The 19,181-nt window shown below is 68.5% G+C and carries 15 protein-coding genes; 10 read left to right on the forward strand and 5 right to left on the reverse strand.

Annotated features, from left to right (window positions below):
* Positions 1–84 precede the first annotated feature (84 nt).
* The gene (locus tag M9M90_RS08660; RefSeq protein ID WP_254836758.1) at positions 85–1,437 is read left to right on the forward strand and encodes an FAD/NAD(P)-binding protein; all 1,353 of its coding nucleotides are present in this window, start codon (positions 85–87) and stop codon (positions 1,435–1,437) included.
* 7 nt (positions 1,438–1,444) lie between these two features.
* Here M9M90_RS08660 and M9M90_RS08665 read toward each other — a convergent pair whose 3' ends face one another.
* The 3 genes from M9M90_RS08665 to M9M90_RS08675 form a co-directional block, all read right to left on the reverse strand.
* On the reverse strand, positions 1,445–3,025 hold the full coding sequence (locus M9M90_RS08665) for a winged helix-turn-helix domain-containing protein (protein WP_254836759.1): 1,581 nt from the start codon (positions 3,023–3,025) through the stop codon (positions 1,445–1,447).
* A gap of 330 nt (positions 3,026–3,355) precedes the next feature.
* Positions 3,356–4,642 carry an MFS transporter gene (locus M9M90_RS08670; protein WP_254836760.1) on the reverse strand — a complete coding sequence of 429 codons (1,287 nt, stop codon included), beginning with the start codon at positions 4,640–4,642 and terminating at the stop codon, positions 3,356–3,358.
* 81 nt (positions 4,643–4,723) lie between these two features.
* On the reverse strand, positions 4,724–5,557 hold the full coding sequence (locus tag M9M90_RS08675; protein WP_254836761.1) for a 2-keto-4-pentenoate hydratase: 834 nt from the start codon (positions 5,555–5,557) through the stop codon (positions 4,724–4,726).
* Positions 5,558–5,686: 129 nt separating this feature from the next.
* Between M9M90_RS08675 and M9M90_RS08680 the strand changes: the two genes are divergently transcribed.
* The 5 genes from M9M90_RS08680 (at position 5,687) to kduD (ending at position 10,706) form a co-directional block, all read left to right on the forward strand.
* Positions 5,687–7,018: a polysaccharide lyase family 1 protein gene (locus M9M90_RS08680; RefSeq protein ID WP_254836762.1), complete on the forward strand. Its 1,332-nt coding sequence runs from the start codon at positions 5,687–5,689 to the stop codon at positions 7,016–7,018.
* Positions 7,019–7,281: 263 nt separating this feature from the next.
* On the forward strand, positions 7,282–8,304 hold the full coding sequence (locus tag M9M90_RS08685; RefSeq protein ID WP_254836763.1) for a LacI family DNA-binding transcriptional regulator: 1,023 nt from the start codon (positions 7,282–7,284) through the stop codon (positions 8,302–8,304).
* Between the two features lie 592 nt (positions 8,305–8,896).
* Positions 8,897–9,073, forward strand: coding sequence for a hypothetical protein (locus tag M9M90_RS08690; protein WP_254836764.1), 177 nt, complete (start codon positions 8,897–8,899; stop codon positions 9,071–9,073).
* Positions 9,074–9,091: 18 nt separating this feature from the next.
* Positions 9,092–9,937 carry a 5-dehydro-4-deoxy-D-glucuronate isomerase gene (gene kduI / locus M9M90_RS08695; RefSeq protein ID WP_254836765.1) on the forward strand — a complete coding sequence of 282 codons (846 nt, stop codon included), beginning with the start codon at positions 9,092–9,094 and terminating at the stop codon, positions 9,935–9,937.
* A 7-nt stretch (positions 9,938–9,944) separates the two neighbouring features.
* Positions 9,945–10,706: a 2-dehydro-3-deoxy-D-gluconate 5-dehydrogenase KduD gene (kduD, locus tag M9M90_RS08700; RefSeq protein ID WP_254836766.1), complete on the forward strand. Its 762-nt coding sequence runs from the start codon at positions 9,945–9,947 to the stop codon at positions 10,704–10,706.
* A 90-nt stretch (positions 10,707–10,796) separates the two neighbouring features.
* Here kduD and M9M90_RS08705 read toward each other — a convergent pair whose 3' ends face one another.
* The gene (locus M9M90_RS08705; protein ID WP_254836767.1) at positions 10,797–11,429 is read right to left on the reverse strand and encodes a chloramphenicol phosphotransferase CPT family protein; all 633 of its coding nucleotides are present in this window, start codon (positions 11,427–11,429) and stop codon (positions 10,797–10,799) included.
* A 280-nt stretch (positions 11,430–11,709) separates the two neighbouring features.
* Between M9M90_RS08705 and M9M90_RS08710 the strand changes: the two genes are divergently transcribed.
* The 4 genes from M9M90_RS08710 to M9M90_RS08725 all read left to right on the forward strand — a co-directional run bounded on the left by M9M90_RS08710 (position 11,710) and on the right by M9M90_RS08725 (position 18,687).
* Positions 11,710–14,544, forward strand: coding sequence for a TonB-dependent receptor (locus M9M90_RS08710; protein WP_254836768.1), 2,835 nt, complete (start codon positions 11,710–11,712; stop codon positions 14,542–14,544).
* 56 nt (positions 14,545–14,600) lie between these two features.
* Positions 14,601–15,644, forward strand: coding sequence for a sugar kinase (locus M9M90_RS08715; RefSeq protein WP_254836769.1), 1,044 nt, complete (start codon positions 14,601–14,603; stop codon positions 15,642–15,644).
* 104 nt (positions 15,645–15,748) lie between these two features.
* A complete protein-coding gene (locus M9M90_RS08720; protein WP_254836770.1) occupies positions 15,749–17,869 on the forward strand; it encodes a M13 family metallopeptidase in 2,121 nt (706 codons plus the stop codon).
* Entirely contained in the window at positions 17,863–18,687 is an 825-nt protein-coding gene (locus M9M90_RS08725; RefSeq protein WP_371876928.1) for a TrmH family RNA methyltransferase, read from the forward strand. The genes M9M90_RS08720 and M9M90_RS08725 overlap by 7 nt, the downstream gene beginning before the upstream one ends.
* On the opposite strand, the gene M9M90_RS08730 is transcribed toward M9M90_RS08725, so the two are convergent.
* Positions 18,684–19,136, reverse strand: a complete 453-nt coding sequence (locus M9M90_RS08730) for a helix-turn-helix domain-containing protein (RefSeq protein WP_254836771.1) — start codon at positions 19,134–19,136, stop codon at positions 18,684–18,686. The two genes, M9M90_RS08725 and M9M90_RS08730, sit on opposite strands and share 4 nt — an antisense overlap.
* Between the last annotated feature and the right edge of the window lie 45 nt (positions 19,137–19,181).

Consider the following 19,181-nt stretch of genomic DNA (forward strand, 5'->3'; position numbering starts at 1 on the left):
GCGTTCAGTCACAGATTTTCTCTCATTTTTAACTCCCATTAAACTGATAGGAATTAGTCGAAGCACTTTGCGGAGCAGGCGGGCATGTCCATTCGGCCGACGGTGGCGATTATCGGCGCGGGGTTCTCGGGCCTGCTGACCGCCCTGCACCTGACGGCGGACCCGGAGGGGCCTATTGTCCGGCTGATCGAGCGGTCGGGCTCATTCGGACGGGGCGCGGCCTACGCCACGGCCAATCCCGACCACCTGCTCAATGTGCGCGTCGCCAATATGAGCGCCTTTCCCGACGACCCGGAGCACTTCACCCGCTGGCTGGCCCGCCACGAGGGCTGGAGCGCCCACGGGGGGTTCGTGACCCGCGGGGTCTATGGCGACTACCTGCAGGACCTCTTGAAGGACGCCGTGGAGCGTTCCGCCGCTGGCCGGCTCTTGCTGGAGGGCGACGAGGTGGTCGATGTCTCCCGCGCTGGAGCGACCTGGAAGGTCCGGCTGGGGATGGGGCGCGAAATCGAGTCGGCCGCCGTGGTCCTGGCGCTGGGCGTCCTGCGGCCCGCCCCGCCGGCCGTCGCGGGGCCCTACGTTCTGGCCTCACCGCGCTATGTGGCCGATCCGTGGAGCCCCAAGGCCGTGTTCGACGAAGATGTCGAAGAGGTGCTGCTGCTGGGCACGGGCCTGACCATGATCGATGCGGCCGTCAGCCTCTGGCGGCCGGGGCGCCGGTTCTGGGCGCTCTCGCGGCGGGGGCTAGTGCCGCGCCCTCATGCGCCCGTTGGTTCGCGTCCGGAGATCGAGGCGCCGCGCGGCTCGCCGATCTCGATCCTCCGAAACATCCGCCGCGCCTCGCCCGACGGCCGCTGGCGCGATGCGATCGACGACCTGCGCCCCCACGTGCGGACCGTCTGGCAGGGTTGGAGCGGCGCAGAGCGCGCCTCCTTCCTGCGCCACCTGCGGCCCTGGTGGGACGTTCACCGCCATCGCCTGGCGCCCAGCGTGGCCCGCCGCGTGGCCATGCTGATGCGCGGCCGGGAGCTGGTCGTGCGGGCCGGAGAGGTGACCTCCCTGACGCCGGGCCGCGAAGGCGTCGAGGTCCTGTGGCGGCCGCGCGGGGCCAAACTCACCCGAAGGCTGTGGGTGGGGGCGGTGGTCAATTGCGCGGGCCTGCTTGGCGATCTGGACCAGACGAGCGAACCGCTGCTGCGCCACCTGCTGTCGCGCGGCCTGATCCGCCCGGACCCCAGCCGGCTGGGCGCCGATGTGGACGCCGGCTCGCGGCTGATCGGGACCGGCGGCGGGGCCCAGGCCGGGCTCTACGCCGTGGGGCCGCTCACCCGCGGCGCCTTCTGGGAGATCACCTCGGTCCCCGACATCCGCACCCAGGCCGCCGATGTGGCCCAGGCGATCCTAAGAGGGCTGAAACTGGGATCGGCGGCGGCCTAGGGGACCCCTAGCCCTGCTCGCGGTCGGCCAGGACGTCGGCGGTCTTGCCGCTCTTGCGCCAGTAGTCGGTGAGGCCGAGGGCCTGGGCCAGTTGTCCAAACCGCGGCACGGCGCGCAGGGCTGTGCTGGGCGGGGTGAACAGGAACCCTGTCTGCAGCCGCGACGGCGGCGTGTACGAGCCCTGTTGGGTTGAATACCGGACAGAGCCGATGGTGAAGCCGCGGCCGAAATAGTAGGCGTCGATCACCGCATAGGCCTGATCGACGCGGCCCAGTTCGGAAATCACCTCGACGGCGTTCTCGGCGAACCCCGCGCCCTTGCGGGCGGCTTCCAGGTTGGCCTGGACCGCATTCTCGACATCGGCCGGTGCTCGCGTGAGCAGGGCGTGCGCGGTGTCCTCGATCAGCTTGAAGTTCCAGTCGGGAATGCCGGGCGGGCGGCGCACCTGATCGCGGGACATGGCGATCGCCTCGGTGGATCGGCCGGTGTGGACGAACAGCCAGAACCGCGTGAACCAGATCTGGTAGCTGCGCGGCCAGAGGTCCATGGCTTCGTCGATGATCCGGTCGCTCTCGTCCAGTCGTCCGACGACCCAAAGCAGATAGGCCAGGCGGAACTGAATGGTCGGCTCCAGCTTGGTCTGCCGGGCGATCGGCTCCAGGGCGGAGATGGCGTCGCGACTGCGTCCGACGCTGGCGAGGATCCGCGACAGCGCCGAACAGGCTTCGAACTGGGCCGGATCGAGCTCCAGGACCTTCCGCAGCGCCTGCTCGGCGCCCAGCCAGTTGCCGTAGCTGGGGATGTCGAGGGCCAGGGCGGCATGGGCGCTGGCGTTGCGGGGGTCGAGCTCGATCGCCCGGCGCGCGGCGGCCTTGGCGCGCTGCGCCGCCTGGCGCGCGGCGTCGTCGGCGAGGAAGTAGAGCCCGTTCTGATAGGCCAGGGCGAGCGCGCCCCATCCCTCGGCATACTCCGGCGCCAGGGCGACAGCCTGCTGCAGGAAGCCGGTCGCCTGGGCGGTGGCCTCCACCGTGCCGATGCGGGAGGCCTCCATGCCCTTGGCGTGCAGCATCAGCGCCGCCTCGGGCACGTCGGGCTTGCGGCCCTTGTAGAACCACCAGGCGGCCCCACCGGCCGCCGCGGTCGCCGCGGCGCCTCCGATCAACAGGCGACGGTCGATGGCCCCGCGAGCCGGGCCGGCCGGAGCCGGCGGGGCGGCCTGGACGGCCGGAGCCGGCGGGGGCGCGAACGGGGTCGCCGCGACGATCAGGCGATAGCCGACCTTGGTGATCGTCTCGACGCCGAAGCTACCGGCGCCCATGGTTTCGGCCAGGGCGCGGATCTTGGAGATGACCCGGTTGACCGCGTCCTGGCCGACGATGCGGCCCTCCCAGCAGCTCTCGATCAGGTCGTCACGGGAGACGATCTCGCCGCCGGCCTTGGCCAGGGCGACCAGAACCTGCATCACCCGCGGCTCGAGCCGCTCGCGGCCCGATGGGCCGACCAGCTCCCGGGTCGCGGGCCGGACCTCGACGGCGCCCAGCCGAAATGGCGGGGTGTGGGCCAGGTCCACCTGCGGCTGCTCCGTCATCGACACTCCGCAGTCATCATCGAATCATCGGTCAATCATCAGGTCGAAGTCGTCGGTCAAAGCGCCTTTCGGCGCCAGCCTCCTGTTTGTCCGCGACCTGCGTCGCGGCGCGTATCGAGGCGGCCGGACCACACCATTGAAGCCGACCCGACCTGGGGTCGGCAATGGGGTTGGCGAACGCCGAGATCACGGGATTCAGTAGGGTCGGCTCTTGGGCTTCTCGGCCAGGGTCGGCGCAGGGCGCACTTTCCGCCCTGGACGGGGCGGCGCAGCATGGGGGTGCGGCGCCGCCCCGAATTCCTTCAGAACGAATTTGGGGTGGATACGCCCCTAGCCCTCGGCGAACCTGGCCGGCGCCATCTTCGGCGTCAGCAGGTGGATGACCAGGACCGCCAGCAGGTAGATGCAGCCGCAGACGGCGAAGATCGGCGCATAGCCGCCGGCGGCTTCCAGCACCTGGCCGACCGACTTGGCCATGACCATGCCGCCGACGCCGCCCAGCATGCCGCCGATGCCGATCACCGAGCCGACCGCGCTGCGCGGGAAGACGTCGCCGGGCAGGGTGTAGAGATTGGCCGAGAAGGCCTGGTGGGCGGCCGCGACGAGACCCACGACGATCGTGGCCAGCCACAGGTTGTCGATCTGCATGATGAAGAAGTAGGGCAGGGTGGCGACGGCGCAGATCAGCATGGTGATCTTGCGCGCGAAGTTGAGGCTGTGGCCGTTCTTCATGAGGCGCGAGGACAGCCAGCCGCCCGCGACGCTCCCCACGTCGGAGATCAGATAGACCGCCGCCAGCACCGCGGCGAAGGTCGGCACGTCCAGCTCGAAGGTCTTCTTGAAGAAGTCCGGCAGCCAGAACAGCAGCATCCACCAGACCGGGTCGATCAGGAACTTGCCGGCGGCGTAGGCCCAGGTCTCGCGTTTGCCCAGGACGGTGAACCAGCCGATCTTGCGGTCGCTGTCTTCCGGGTCGGAACGGATGTGGGCGAGTTCGGCGGCGTTGACCTTCTTCTCCTGCTCGGGCGCGCGGTACATGATCAGCCAGGCCACGATCCACAGCATGCCGATCACGCCGGTGATGATGAAGGCCATCCGCCAGCCGTAGGCCAGCATGATCATCGGCGCCGCGATCGGGGTGATCACCGCCCCGATATTGGCCCCGGCGTTGAAGATGCCGGTGGCGAGCGCGCGCTCCTTCTTGGGGAACCACTCGGTGACGGCCTTGACCCCGCCCGGGAAGTTGCCGCCCTCGCCGATCCCCAGCAGGACCCGGACCAGGAAGAACTGGTTCAGGCTGCTGGCGCCGGCATGGGCGAGGTGAGCGAGCTGCCAGATCACGAAGGCCGTCGCGTAGCCGATCTTGGCGCCCACCTTGTCCACGAAGGCGCCGAACAACAGGTAGGAGACCGCGTAGGCCGCCTGGAAATAGAAGACGATGTCGGCGTAGTCGGTCTCGCTCCAGCCCATCTCATCGGACATGAAGGGCTTCAGCACGCCCAGCATCTGGCGGTCGACATAGTTGATGACCACGGCCGTGAAGAGCAGGCCGCAGATCACCCACCGGCGACGGGTCATCTTGCCCTCTTCGAAGGCGGCGGTTTCGACGGTGGTCATGGCTCGCGCCCCCAAATGCGTTTCCACCCGCGGCGACATGTTCTGATGGTCCCGCGCTGTCGCCCGACGCGGGGCCTGGTCTCAGGTCTCGGCCGGCCTCGCCGGATAGGCGCGACAGGCGATCTCTCCGAAGCCGGCGAACCGCACGGCCCCATCCTGGCCCGCCACGATGTCATGGATGCCCGCCGCGGCGCCGGTGCAGACGTACATGCCCTTGCGCAGCGGCCGGCCGCGCGCGGCGAGGTTCTCGGCCAGCAGGCGCAGGGACTGGATGGGTCCGCCCGGCAGGACGAAGGCGCCACCTTCGCCGACCCGCTCGCCGGCGATGATGGTCTCGCAGCGAAGCCTTTCCAGGGGGATGGACCGCCAGTTCTCGATGGCTTCGCCGACCATCAGGCCGGCGTTGTTCCCGAAGTCGGAGACCACCGCGGTGGGCCCCACGATGTTGATGGTGGCCAGGGGACTGCCGGCGGGCTCCATGCCGATGTGCATGGACTCGATCAGCTCGGCGGCTTCCTCCGGTGTCCAGGTGAGCTTGTCGGCCGGGGCGTCGTGGGCCAGGCGCAGGACGTACTCCGCCTCGACGGCGGCGAACCCGCCCACGAACACTGGGAATTCCGTCACGTCGCCGGGCTTCACGCGCCACAGCGCCTTGGCGAAGACCGGTCCGAAGATCCGGTTGGCCCGCAGGCGGGGCTCATGCTCGGGCGGCACCCGGCCCACCTTCCAGCCGACCACCTCGTCGGGCCAGAGGTCGAGGGCCGCGTCCTGCACGCGGTAGGCGGTGGCTAGATCGGTCGGCAGAGGGCCCGGGAACTCCGGCAGGGGGCTCGCGGCCCGGCGCGCGCGGACGAACCGCTCGGCGACGGAAGCCACCGGATAGCCTTCGGCCGAATCCGCCGCTGGGACGCTCACGCGCAAAAACCCTCCCGAAATCCCGCCCCGAACGGCCCTGTTGTCTCTAAAGGAAACCGGTGTCATTTTCAAATCAAGCCCAAATCGGCGCGATTTTGCTAATGACCGCATCGGGCGTGGAGCGAGACGATGATCAGGATGTTGGCCTTGGCGGCGATGGCCGCTCTGTGCATGAGTTCGCCGGGGGTGACGGCCCCATCCCCGCCCAAGGCGTTTCCCGAGGCGCTAGGCTGGGCCGCGGCCACGCCCGGCGGCCGGGGCGGCCAGATCCTGCGGGTCACCACCCTGGCGGCCGAGGGTCCGGGCTCGTTGCGGGCGGCGGTCGAGGCCAGGGGCCCGCGGATCATCGTCTTCGAGGTGGGCGGGGTGATCGACCTGGGCGTGAAGACGCTGACCGTCCGCGAGCCGTTCCTGACTATCGCCGGCCAGACCGCGCCCTCCCCGGGGGTGACCCTGATCCGCGGCGGCCTCGACATCGCTACGCATGACGTGGTGGTTCAGCACCTTCGCGTGCGGCCCGGCGAGGCGGGCGAGGCGAAGAAGAGCGGCAAGGACTTCGATTCGATCTCCACCCAGGGCGTGTCGTTCAACATCCTGATCGACCACAACAGCCTGACCTGGGGCACCGACGAGAACCTCTCGGCCTCCGGGCCCCGGTTCGTGGGCAAGACGCCGGACGATTGGCGGGCGGGCGCCAGCCGCGCCATCACCTTCTCCAACAACATCATCGCCGAGAGCCTGGCCTATTCGACCCACGCCAAGATCGAGCACTCCAAGGGCTCGCTGATCCACGACAACGTCACCGACATCCTGATCGTCGGGAACCTCTACGCCCACAATTACGAGCGCAATCCGCTGTTCAAGGGCGGGGTGCGCGGGGTGATCGCCAACAACCTGATCTTCAATCCGGGCCAGCGGGCGATCCACTACAACCTGATGGCCGCCGAGTGGGGCGACGCCGAATGGCAGGTCGGACAGGTGGTGGCGGTGGGCAACGTCCTGCGCGGCGGCCTCGACACTCCGGCGGGCCTGCCGTTCTTCCAGCTGGGCGGCTATGGCGACGTGCAGTTCTACGGCAAGGACAACATCGCCGTGGACCGCTTCGGCGTCCCCCTGCCGATGTTCGGTCGATACACCACCGCCCCGGCCAGGATCATCCAGGTGAGGACGCCGCCGCTCTGGCCGCAGGGCTTCACGCCCATGGCCGCCGTCGACGTCCAGCAGGCGGTCCTGGCCAATGCCGGAGCCCGGCCCTGGGACCGCGACGCCGACGACGTGCGCCTGTTGGCCGACGTCGCCGAGGGGCGCGGTGAAATTATCGACTCCGAGCAGGAGCTGCATGGCTATCCGCATCCCAAGGAGACGCGGCGGCCGTTCGTGGACGCCGACTGGAACCTGGACGACATGACCCCCAAGCGGCCGGAGGTGTTGGATTCCGGGGCGAAGGCGAAGGGCACTTGAGCCGGCCCACAACGCTCGGCATCCTCCAGTCGTCTGAAAGACGATCCCGTCCTGCGGACCAGCGCCGCGGAAACCAAGACTCTTCAGCGAGATCGCGCTGACCCCCGGCGACGCCCGCGGGCTTGTCTGCTACCGGTGTCATGGCATGCGCAAGCCTTACTTGTTGCGGCCACGGCGCGCAGGCTATGAACATCCCAGGCACATTGCGGAAGAAGACATCGGTGGCGGCGCGCGAGGCAGGGACGAAACCGAAGCCGGCGGGGATGGAGGGCTCCTCCCGTCGCCCGACCATCAATGACGTGGCCCGGATGGCTGGGGTCTCCAAGAAGACCGTCTCGCGGGTCATCAACGAGAGCCCCTTCGTCAAGGAAGACACCCGCAAGGCCGTCCAGACGATCATTCGCGAGACCGGCTACGCCCCCGATCCCCAGGCCCGTGGCCTGGCCTTCCGCCGCTCGTTCCTGGTCGGACTGATCTACGACAACCCCAATCCCCAGCACACGGTCAGCCACCAGCAGGGCCTGCTGGACGCCATGGCCGGTTCAGGCTTCGAGCTGGTGGTCCGCCCCGTGGACCGGACCAGCCCGCGCCTGCTGGATGAGATGCGCGTGTTCATCGAGCGCCAGAAGCTGTTCGGCGTGGTGCTGCCCTCGCCGGTCTCCGAGGACGAACGGCTGGCCGCCCTGCTGCGGGAGCTGGACGTCCGCTATGTGCGTATCGGCTCGGTCGCCCTGGACGAACCCGGCCGCATGCTGGTCAGCCACGACGGCAAGGGCGCGGCCGAGGCCGCCCGCCACCTCGCCGACCTGGGCCACACCCGCATCGCGCTGATCTCGGGCCCTTCGACCTTCCGGTCGTCGGTGGAGCGGCGGAAGGGCTTCGAGTCCGGCCTGGCCGAACGCGGCCTGTCGCTGGACCCGGCGCTGGTCAAGGTCGGCGGCTACACCTACGAGTCCGGGGTGAACGCGGCGAAGGAACTGCTGGCGTTGAAGGCCCGGCCGACGGCCGTGTTCTGCCTCAACGATGAAATGGCCACGGGGGTCTACACCGCCGCCCGCGAGGCCGGCTTGCGCATTCCCGAAGACGTCTCGGTGGTGGGCTTCGACGACTCGTCCATCGCCAGCCGGCTGTGGCCGCCGATGAGTTCGGTGCGCTTGCCTTTGCGCGACATGGGCCGCATCGCCGGCGAGATGCTGGTGCCCAACCCCATGCGCGACAAGCCCAAGGTCCAGCCGGACATCCAGCCGGAGCTGATCGTCCGCGCCTCAAGCGCACGAGTGGGGTAGGGCGCAGTCCAGGGCTTGGCACAAGCCAGCGCGACGGTAGTGGGCCACTGTCCGCTGAGTTCACCAGTCATCGGCAGAGTCTACCGTCGCGAACTCGTCCCTGAGCCTATAGGCCATCTCCGACGCTGGCCGCGCACCACGAGTAGACTGGACATGCACCAGCGCTGCTCGGGCGATCATGTAGGCCATACGGCTGCCGTCATTGCCTTCGGCACCGTCGATGGCCGACAGCACCAGCTCGGTCGCCCTGGCGTATTGGGACGGTAGGGTCATGGGCACAGGTTGCACCCATTCGATGTGGCCTTGCACTGCGGCGCATAGGCCGTTCGCCGTCCGCTAACAGGAAAGACCCCAGGCTGTGGACAAGCACGACCCGTTGACGGCGGCGGCCTTCTGCAAAGCGCCCACAGAACGCTCCACAGGTTCCCTTTTGCCACGACAAGATCTGTCACGCTCCCCCGGGCACGCCGACGATTTCCACCCAGACGTCGTGTTGCCGCGAAAGTTCATTGCTCACGCTAATGACACCGGTTACCTTGATCTCGGGCGAGCGTCAGGCTCGCGCCCCGGAAACGCCGAAAAGAGGCCGCTGATGGCCAGGTCCCTGAAGCTGAACGACGATCGGCTGTTGCCGGTCGAGCTGGCGACCAGGGCCATCGCCCGGGCGCTCCATGCCGAGGTTCGCGGCCTGCCGATCATCAGGCCGCACGGTCACACCGCCCCGACCTGGTTCTCCGAGACCGGCGCCCCGATGGCGCTCAGCGCCTGACACCCTAAGGACCCGATCATGTTCAAGAAAACCTACCACGCCACCCATCCGGACATGATGAAGGCCGCCGACAACGAGGCCCTGCGCGACCGCTACCTGGTCCAGGACCTGTTTTCGGCCGACACCGTCAGCCTGAACTACAGCCACAACGAGCGCTTCGTGATCGGCGGGGCGGCGCCCGTCTCCGGCGCCGTGAAGCTGCCCGACCAGACCGAGCCGGCCAGCGCCGCGGGCCATCCATTCCTGGAGCGTCGGGAGCTCGGCGTGGTCAATGTGGGCGGGGCGGGCAGGATCACCGTCGATGGCCAGGCCTTCGACATGGCCCCCCGCGACGGCCTCTATGTGCCGATGGGCTCCAAGGACGTGGTCTTCGAGAGCGCCGATCCGGCCAACCCGGCCAAGTTCTACCTGGCCTCCACACCTGCCCATAAGGCCTGCCCGATCACCAAGATCGCCATCTCCCAGGCCAATCCCCTGGAGCGCGGCTCCAGCGAGCAGTCCAACGAGCGGACCATCTTCCAGTACTTTATTCCCGGCGTCTGCGAGACCGCCCAGCTGCTGCTGGGGGTGACTTTCCTGAAGCCGGGCAGCGTCTGGAACACCATGCCGCCGCACCTGCACGACCGGCGCTCGGAGGTCTATTTCTACTTCGACCTGGAGGGGGACAATAAGGTCTTCCACTTCATGGGCGAGCCCGAGGCCATGCGCCATATCGTGGTCGGCGCGGACGAGGCGGTGATCAGCCCGCCCTGGTCGATCCACATGGGGGCCGGGACATCAAACTACGGGTTCATCTGGGCCATGGGCGGGGAGAACCTCGACTATACCGACATGCACGTCCTCGACATCTGTCAGTTGAAGTAGGCGTCCCATGTCATTGCGAATGTTCGATCTTTCCGGAAAATCCGCCATCGTCACCGGGGCCAATACCGGCCTGGGTCAGGCCATAGCCGAGGCCCTGGCCGGCGCAGGCGCCGACATCGCCGCGGTAGGCCGCACGCCCCCCGTGGACACCCGCTTCGCCGTCGAGGCCAAGGGCCGGCGCTTCCACGACATCACCGCCGACCTGGGGAGCCTGGAGCCGATCGAGCGCATCGTGGCCGAGACCGTCGAGCACCTCGGCGGGGTCGACATCCTGGTCAACAACGCCGGGATCATCCGCCGCAACGATGCGCTGGAGTTCACCGAGGACGATTGGGACGCGGTGATGGACGTCAACCTGAAGACCACCTTCTTCCTGACCCAGGCGGTCGGGCGGCGGATGGTCGAACAGGGGCGAGGCGGCAAGATCGTCAACGTCGCCTCGATGTTGTCCTTCCAGGGCGGGATCCGGGTGGCCTCCTACACCGCCAGCAAGAGCGGCATCGCCGGGCTCACCAAGCTGCTGGCCAACGAGTGGGCGGCCAAGGGCATCAATGTGAACGCCATCGCGCCCGGCTACTTCGCCACCAACAATACCGAGGCCCTGCGCGCCGACGAGGGCCGTAGCCGCGATATCCTGGCCCGCATCCCGGCCGGGCGCTGGGGTCGGCCGGAAGACCTGGGCGGAGCGGCCGTGTTCCTGGCCTCAAGCGCCGCCGACTACATGCACGGGGCGATCGTCCCGGTCGACGGCGGCTGGCTGGCCCGCTAGCGCCGAAGGCCTCGCTGAAGCATCCAAGGTGCTCCCCCTCTGGGGGAGCTCCCGGCCGCATGGCCGGGTGAGGGGGGGCTTTGACTCTCTCTAGGGGGCTTCAACCCCCTCCGTCTCGTCGCGAAGAGGCGACGATCCACCTCCCCCAGCGGGGGAGGATTTAGATGCGAGCCGCTCGAAGGCCGAGGGGCGACGGCGGGCCGCTAAGGCCGCCACGACCTGGTCGGCGCAGGCGCCGGGTATGGTGTTCGTGGTGTCGACGCTGAAGTCGTAGTCGCCATGCCTGTGGACCAGGCCGAACTGGCTCCGCACCTGGCCGGCCTGGCGGTCGCCGCGCGCGATCTCGCGCCGTTCGGCCTCGGCCAGATCGCAGCGGACCCCGACGAAGAACACTTCGCGGTCCCGGGTCGCCTCCAGCCAGTCCGGCAGCAGCCACGGCTCGAACAGTACGTCGTCGACAATCACCGAGAGGCCGCAGTCAGCCATGGCCGCGACCGATCTGTGGAAGGCCCGGACCATGGCCTGGGCGCCGGGGCCCAGGTGGAGGGGCGTCGTCCCGTCGGGCTCGTGCGTGAAAAACGTCCCGTGGGGCGTGTTGTGCCAGGTGGGCGGCATCTGCCCGAAGACAAAGGCGTCCAGGCTCATGATCACCGGCTGCGGCGCCAGGCGCTTCTGCAGCGAGCGGGCGAGGGCGCTTTTCCCGGCGCTGGAAGATCCGTTCAACAGGATGATCGCCGGGCCCGTCACCGGGTAAGCTTAGCAGCGGGGTGCCCGGGTTCAAAGTTCGACTGCGGCGCCTTGATCATGGATTGGGCCCCTCGCTGCCCAACTGGCAGGCGAGCGGTATTGCTAGAGCTACAAAATCATGGCTATGCTCTGATGATACCGGTGTCAGATGCTGTATTCCGCAATGACACCGGTGTCATGACTTATAACGGTTGGGACACGTCGATCCGACATGCTGCAAGGCTGCGAGGTCGGCGGTCCTTCGAGGGAGGATGCCATGGGTCGAACTTGGACGATGTCGCGCTGGCTGCTGGCCGGCGCGTCGCTGACGGCGCTCAGCCTGGCCACGCCCGCCGCGGCGCAGGACGCGACCTCGGACGTCGAGGAGGTCGTGGTCACCGGCTTTCGCGGCAGCCTGCAACAGGCGCTGAGCCTCAAGCGCGACTCTTCCGTCGCCGCCGACACCATCCTGGCCGAGGACATCGGCAAGTTCCCTGACCTGAACCTGTCGGAGTCCATTCAGCGGATTTCCGGGGTGGCGCTCGCGCGCGACGCCGGGGAGGGCCGCCAGATCACCGTGCGCGGCCTGAGCCCGCAGTTCACCCGTGTGCGCATCAACGGCATGGAGGCCCTGACCACCGCCGGCGGCACCGACGCCTCGGGCGGCACCAACCGCGGCCGCAGCTTCGACTTCAACATCTTCGCCTCGGACCTGTTCAGCTCGATCACGGTGCAGAAGACCGCCTCGGCCCAGACCGAGGAGGGGTCGCTGGGCGCCACCGTTGACCTTCGTACGGCCCGGCCGCTGGACTATGACGGCTTCAAGTTCGCAGCCTCCGCCCAGGCCTCCTACAACGGCCTGTCGGAGAAGACCTCGCCGCGCATGGCCGCGATGATCTCCAACACCTGGGCCGACAACACCCTCGGCGCCTTGCTGTCGGTGGCCTACAACAAGCGCACCCTGCTGGACGTCGGCACATCCACGGTGCGCTGGGCGCGCGGAACCAACGTCGCGCCGGGCTTCGACGCCCTGCCGAACGCCGCGGGCCTGCCGACCACCGCCAACCCGGCGGCCGCGGCGGTGAATGCGGCCTACCACCCGCGGATTCCGCGTTACGACAGATACGACCAGGAGCAGGACCGGCTGGGCGCGACGCTCGCCCTGCAATGGAAGCCGAGCGATCAGACCGAACTCACCTTCGACCTGCTGTACGCCAAGCTGGACGGGAACCGGGAGGAGCAGTTCCTGGAAGTGCCATCGTTCAGCGTCAACGGCGCCTGCACGGCGGCCAATGTGGCGACGAGTTGCGGCATCGCCGACACCAATGTCACCGCCTCGACCATCGACGCCGACAACACCCTGGTGGCGGGCACGTTCAACGACGTCGATCTGCGGGTCGAGGACCGCTACGACGAGTTGACCACCACCTTCACCCAGTACTCGCTCGATTTCCGGCATGAGTTCTCGGACAGCCTGCGCATCCACGCCCTGGCCGGGCACTCCAAGTCCGACCACGACAACCCAGTCCAGACCACCATCATCTGGGATCAGTTCAACGTCGACGGCTATCGCTACGACTACAGCCAGGGCCGGGCGCCGCTACTGACCTATGGCGCCGCCAATCTGACCGACGCCAACGCCTGGACGCTCACCCAGGTTCGCATGCGGCCGCAGACGGCCAGCAATGTCTACGACACCGTCCAGGCCGAGGTGGAGTTCGAGCCGAACGAGATCTTCAAGTTCTCAGCGGGCCTGAACTGGAAGAGCTACGAGTTCGAAAGCACCGAACTGCGCCGCTCCAATGGAACCAGCGCCAACCAGGAGCCGGTGATCCCGGCGGGCGTGGCGGCCATCGCGCTCTCCAGCTACGCCAAGACCGTCAACCTGCCGACCAGCGGGTTGGGCGCGCCGGCCGGCACCGTGACCTCCTGGGTGTCGCCCAGCTATTTCGCCGCGGCGACCGCCTTCAACCTCGCCGACCCCACCGCCTTCGGCGGCGCCTGGCGGCTGGGCCGCGAACCGGCGCTGGGCAACAACCGCGGGGTCTCGGAAGAGGACAAGGGCGGCTTCGTCCAGGTCGACTGGTCGACCGAGATCGCCGGCATGCCGTTCCGCGGCAATATCGGGGTGCGCCATGTGCAGACCCAGCAGAGCGCCTCGGGCTACACATTCCTGTCGGGCGCGGCAGTGCCGATCACCGTCGACCGCACCTATGAGGACACCCTGCCGTCGCTGAACGCGGTGCTGGAGCCGATGGAGAACCTGCTGATCCGGTTCGGCGCGGCCCAGACCATGTCGCGGCCGGATCTCGGCAACCTGACGCCGGGCGCGACGGTCAGCGTCTCGGGCACCACCCGCTCGGTCACCGCCGGCAATCCCAATCTCGATCCGTTCCGCGCCGACGCCTACGACCTGTCGTTCGAGTGGTACTACCACCCCGAAGCGCTGATCAGCGTCGCCCTGTTCAAGAAGAAGGTCGACAGCTTCGTCCAGACGCTGTCGACCGGAATTCCTTTCACCGGCAATCCTTTCGGCATCCCCGACAGCGTGGCGACCGCCGCCTGCGGTTCCACGCCGGGCTGCAGTCCCGCCGCGCTCTGGCAGTTCTCGACTCCGCGCAACACCCCCGGCGGCGACCTTGAGGGCTATGAGATCAGCTTCCAGCAGCCGCTGAGCTTCCTGCCGGGACCGCTGGCCAACCTCGGCGTCCTGGCCAACTACACCTATGTGAAATCGTCCATCGACTACCTGAACGCCGCGGGCGCGGTGGTGGCGACCAACGACATCACCGGCCTGTCGCGCAAGGCCTACAACGCCACGCTCTACTACGAGGACGAGAAGGTCAGCGCCCGGGTCTCGGCCAGCTATCGCAGCCGCTACCTGACCCGCGTGCCGGGCGCCGAAGCCGGCACGACCTTCGACGGGACCAACGAGACCTTCAACGTCGACGCCTCGTTCACCTACACCTGGAACGACAATCTGAAATTCACCGTCGAGGGGGTGAACCTCACCGACGAGTTCCAGGACCAGTTCAACGACCAGACCGACCGGCTGTCGTTCTACCACCACACCGGCCGTGAGTTCCTGGTCGGGGTCCGTTACACCTACTAGGCGCCTTCTCCCCGAAGACCACTGTATCGGCGCGCCGGGACGACCGGCGCGCCGCCTTGTTGAAGGAGACCGCCAAGGTGGGCCGCGTCGTCTGTTTCGGAGAAATCCTCATCCGGCTTTCGGCCCCGGAGGCCGAGCTGCTGCTGCAGTCGCCCAGTCTGAAGGTCTGCTTTGGCGGGGCCGAGACCAATGTGGCCGTGTCCCTGGCCAGGCTGGGGCATGAGGCGGCCATGCTCTCGGTCGCCCCCGACAACGCCCTGGGCCGCGCCGGGATCGACGAGCTCCGTCGCTACGGGGTCGACGTCTCGCGGGTGGCGGTGACGCCAGGTCGCCAGGGCCTCTATTTCCTGACGCCGGGCGCCGCCCAGCGCGCCTCGCACGTGCTCTACGACCGCGCCGGCTCAGCCTTCGCCCTGGGCGCGGGAAGCCTCGACTGCGACCTGGCCCTCGCCGGGGCCGAGTGGCTGCACATCTCGGGCGTCACCGCGGCCATCGGACAGCATACGGCGGACGCGGCCGTCGCCGCGGTGCGGGTCGCCCACCGGATGGGGATCAAGGTCTCCATGGACTGCAACTACCGGGCAAGCCTGTGGCACGCCTGGAACGGCGACGCGCCGGCCATCCTGGGCGAGATGCTGAGCCACGCCGACCTGGTGTTTGGCGACCACCGGGACATCGCCCTGGTGCTGGGCGCCCGGTTTCCGGCCGCCCAGCCCGGCGAGAGCACCGGCGACCTGCGCCGCCGGGCGGCCACGGCGGCCTTCGAGGCCTTCCCGAAACTGCAGCGGATGGCCTGCACCGACCGGGCGCAGCACACCGTCAACCACCACGACATTTCAGGGCTGGTCTTCACCCGCGAGCGGACCTGGCGCACCGAGAGCCGGCCGCTCAATCCCATCATCGACCGGATCGGCGGCGGCGACGCCTTCGCCGCCGGGGTCCTGCACGGCCTGCTGGCTGGGCTTGAGGAGGGGGCGGGGCTGGAGTTCGCCATCGCGGCCGCGGCCCTGAAGCACGCCACCCCCGGCGACTTCAACCTGGCCAGCCGCGCCGAGGTCGAGGCCCTGGTCGCCAGCGACAGCCTCGACGTTCGGCGGTGATATGACAGAAGTTTAATCCGCCACCCCGCGCCACCGCTGATCAGCGGTGTATGAAGGCCCCAAACGCCGCCGGCGCCCTGGAGCGCCGCGCCTGGGAGCCCGCAATGAATTCTTGGAAGTCCATCCTGCTGGGGGCCTGCGCCCCGATTCTGCTCGCCGCCTGCGCCACCGTCCCCGCGCCGCCGCCGGCCGCGCCGCAAGTCGCCCCGCCGCCCGCGGTCGAGGCGCCCAAGCCCAAGCCGAAATTCGGGACCTTCGGCTTCGATGTGGCCGGCATGGACACCGCCGTCGCGCCCGGTGACGACTTCTTCGCCCATGCCAATGGCGAATGGGTCAAGACCACCGAGATCCCCGCCGACCGGGGCAACGCCACCACCTTCACGGCGCTCATCGAGGCTGCCGGCGTACGGACCCGGGCGATCATCGAGGACACCGCCAAGGCCCAGGCGCCCGAGGGCTCCGATGCACGCAAGATCGGAGACTACTATGCGAGCTTCATGGACCAGGCGGCCATCGAGGCCGCGGGGCTCCAGCCGCTGAAGCCGGAGCTTGACCGGATCGCCGCCATCAAAACCCGCGCCGACCTGTCGCGCGAGCTGGGCGAGGGCCTGCGGGCCGACGTCGATGCGCTGAACGCCACCGACTTCCAGACCGACCGGCTGTTCGGCCTGTGGGTCGCCGAGGACATGAACGACACCTCGACGTACCGGCCCTATCTGATGCAGGGCGGCCTCTGGATGCCCGACCGCGAGTACTATCTGGGCGACACGCCGCGCTTCAAGGACCTGCGGGCCAAGTACCAGGACCACATCGCCAAGATGCTGACCCTGGCAGGTTACGACGACGCGTCCAGGCGCGCGGCGCGGGTCCTGGCCCTGGAGACCGCCATGGCAAAGGCGCACTGGAGCGTGGACGCCACCTCGGACGTGGCCAAGGCCAATACCGTCTGGACGCGGGCCGAACTCGCCACGAGAGCCCCGGGCCTCGACTGGACCGCCTATCTGACCGCCGCCGGCCTGGCCGACCAGCCCCGCTTCGGCGCCTGGCAGGCGAGCGCCATATCGGGGCTCGCCAAGCTCGTCGGCGACCAGCCGATCACCGCCTGGAAAGACTACCTGGCCTTCCACGCGGTGGAACGGGGCGCCCCGTACATGGGCCAGGCCCTGGTCGACGAACACTTCGCATTCAACGGCACGGCGCTCTCGGGCACGCCCCAGCAGCGCGAGCGCTGGAAGCGAGGCGTGGACAACACCAGCCTGGCCTTGGGCGAGGCCGTGGGGAAGATCTACGCCGAACGGCACTTCTCGCCGGACGCCAAGGCGCAGGTGCAGGGCATGGTGAAAAACCTGCTCGTCGCCTTCGACGCGCGCGTCGATCGGCTGGACTGGATGAGCCCGCAGACCAAGGCCAGAGCCAAGGAGAAGCTGGCCAATTTCAGGGTGGGCGTCGGATATCCTGACAAGTGGCGGGACTATTCGGCCCTGCGGATCGTGCGCGGCGACGCCTACGGCAACTGGGAACGGGGAAGCCTGTTCGAGTACCGGCGCAACGTGGCCAAGCTGGGCAGGCCGGTCGACCGCGACGAGTGGTACCTGCTGCCGCAGGACGTCAACGCGCTGAACATGCCGATGCAGAACATGATCATCTTCCCTGCCGCGATCCTGGAGCCGACTTTCTTCGATCCAAACGCGGACGCCGCGGTGAACTACGGCGCCATCGGCGGAGTGATCGGCCACGAGATCGTGCACGGCTTCGACGATATCGGCGCCCTGTTCGACCCCAAGGGCAATTTGAGGAACTGGTGGACGCCGGCCGACATGGCCCAGTTCAAGGCGCGCGGCGCCGCGCTCGCCCGGCAGTACAGCACCTATGAGCCGCTGCCCGGCCTGCATCTCAACGGTGAACAGGTGCTGGGCGAGAACATCGCCGACCTTGCCGGCCTGGCCACGGCCTATGACGCCTATCACCTGTCGCTGAGGGGTGCGGCGGCCCCGGTGATCGACGGCTTCACCGCCGACCAGCGATTCTATTTCGGTTGGGCGCAGAACTACCGGTCCAAGTACCGGGAAGCCGCCCTGCGGCGGGCGGTGCTCACCGGCGTCCATTCGCCGGGCATGTACCGCGCCCAGACCGTACGCAACCAGGATCCGTGGTACGGCGCCTTCGACGTCAAGGCGGATCAGGGCCTCTATCTGGCGCCGGCCGATCGGGTGAAGATCTGGTAGCCCGGATCGTCCCCATCGATGATCCGGACGACCCGCGGGTCGCCGCCTATCGCGACGTGCGCGAGCGCGACCTTGTGGGGCGCCAGGGGCTGTTCGTGGCCGAGGGCGAAGTGGTGCTTCGCGTGCTGGCGAGCTCGCGACTGCACCGGCCCGTTTCGCTGCTGATCGCGCAGAAGCGGATGGCGGGCCTGTCGGAGACCCTGGCCGCCATCCCAGACGACGTGCCGATCTACGCCGCCGGCCAGGCGGTGATGGACGCGGTCGTCGGCTTCCCGATCCATCGAGGCATCCTGGCGCTCGGGACCCGCGTCGCAGAGCCAGATCCGGCCGAGCTGCTGGGCGGCCTGCCGGCGCGCGCCCTGGTCCTGGTGCTGAGCGCCATCGCCAACCACGACAATATGGGCGGGCTGTTCCGCAACGCCGCCGCCTTCGGCGCAGACGCCGTGCTGCTGGACGCCGACTGCTGCGATCCGCTCTACCGCAAGGCTATCCGGGTGTCAGTGGGCGCGGCCCTGACCAAGCCATTTGCGCGGCTGGCGCCGGGGGCGGACCTGCTGGGGCTGCTGGAAGGGCAGGGGTTCGAGGCCGTGGCGCTCAGCCCGCGCGGGGCGGCGACCTTGGCCGAACTTTCACGCCCTCCTCGGGTCGCGGTGGTGCTGGGGGCGGAGGGCGCTGGACTGTCGGAGGCGCTCCTGGCGCGGGCCAGGACCGTTCGGATCCCCATGGCGGACGGCTTCGACAGCCTGAACGTCGCGGTGACGGCGGGCGTGGTTCTGCACCACCTGGCCTTCGCGGCCCCCGCTTCGGGCGAGGGCTAGCGGGCGCGGCGGACCGTGGCCGCGCCGTCGTCGGTTTCCTCGATCAGCGAGCGGGTCAGGTTCAGGATGGCGGTGCGCAGGGCGGGCTGCTGGACGCTGGCGAAGGCCTCGAGCAATTGCACCGCGCCAGGCACGGCCAGTTTCTCGAACAGGCTCTCGTCACCCTGCGGACTGGCCGTCTCGCCGACCAGTTCGCCGACCGACGTGTCCAGCTTCTGGGCGATCTTCACCAACATCGAGGCCGAGACGCGGTTCGCGCCGCGCTCGTACTTCTGCACCTGCTGGAAACTGACCCCAAGATGGTCGGCCAGGGTCGACTGCGAGATGCCCAGCCACTTGCGTCGAACCCGAATGCGGTGGCCTACCGCCACATCGATCGGGTCTGGGCCTTGGTCTTCGCCGTTCTCGTTCACCGAAACGTCCTCATCGCGGCGCTGCACTCTGCGCACGTCGTTATTTGACACGGCGCCAAGCTAGGCCGCCACATCTTTATG

Source organism: Phenylobacterium sp. LH3H17 (assembly GCF_024298925.1).
Taxonomy (GTDB): Bacteria; Pseudomonadota; Alphaproteobacteria; order Caulobacterales; family Caulobacteraceae; genus Phenylobacterium.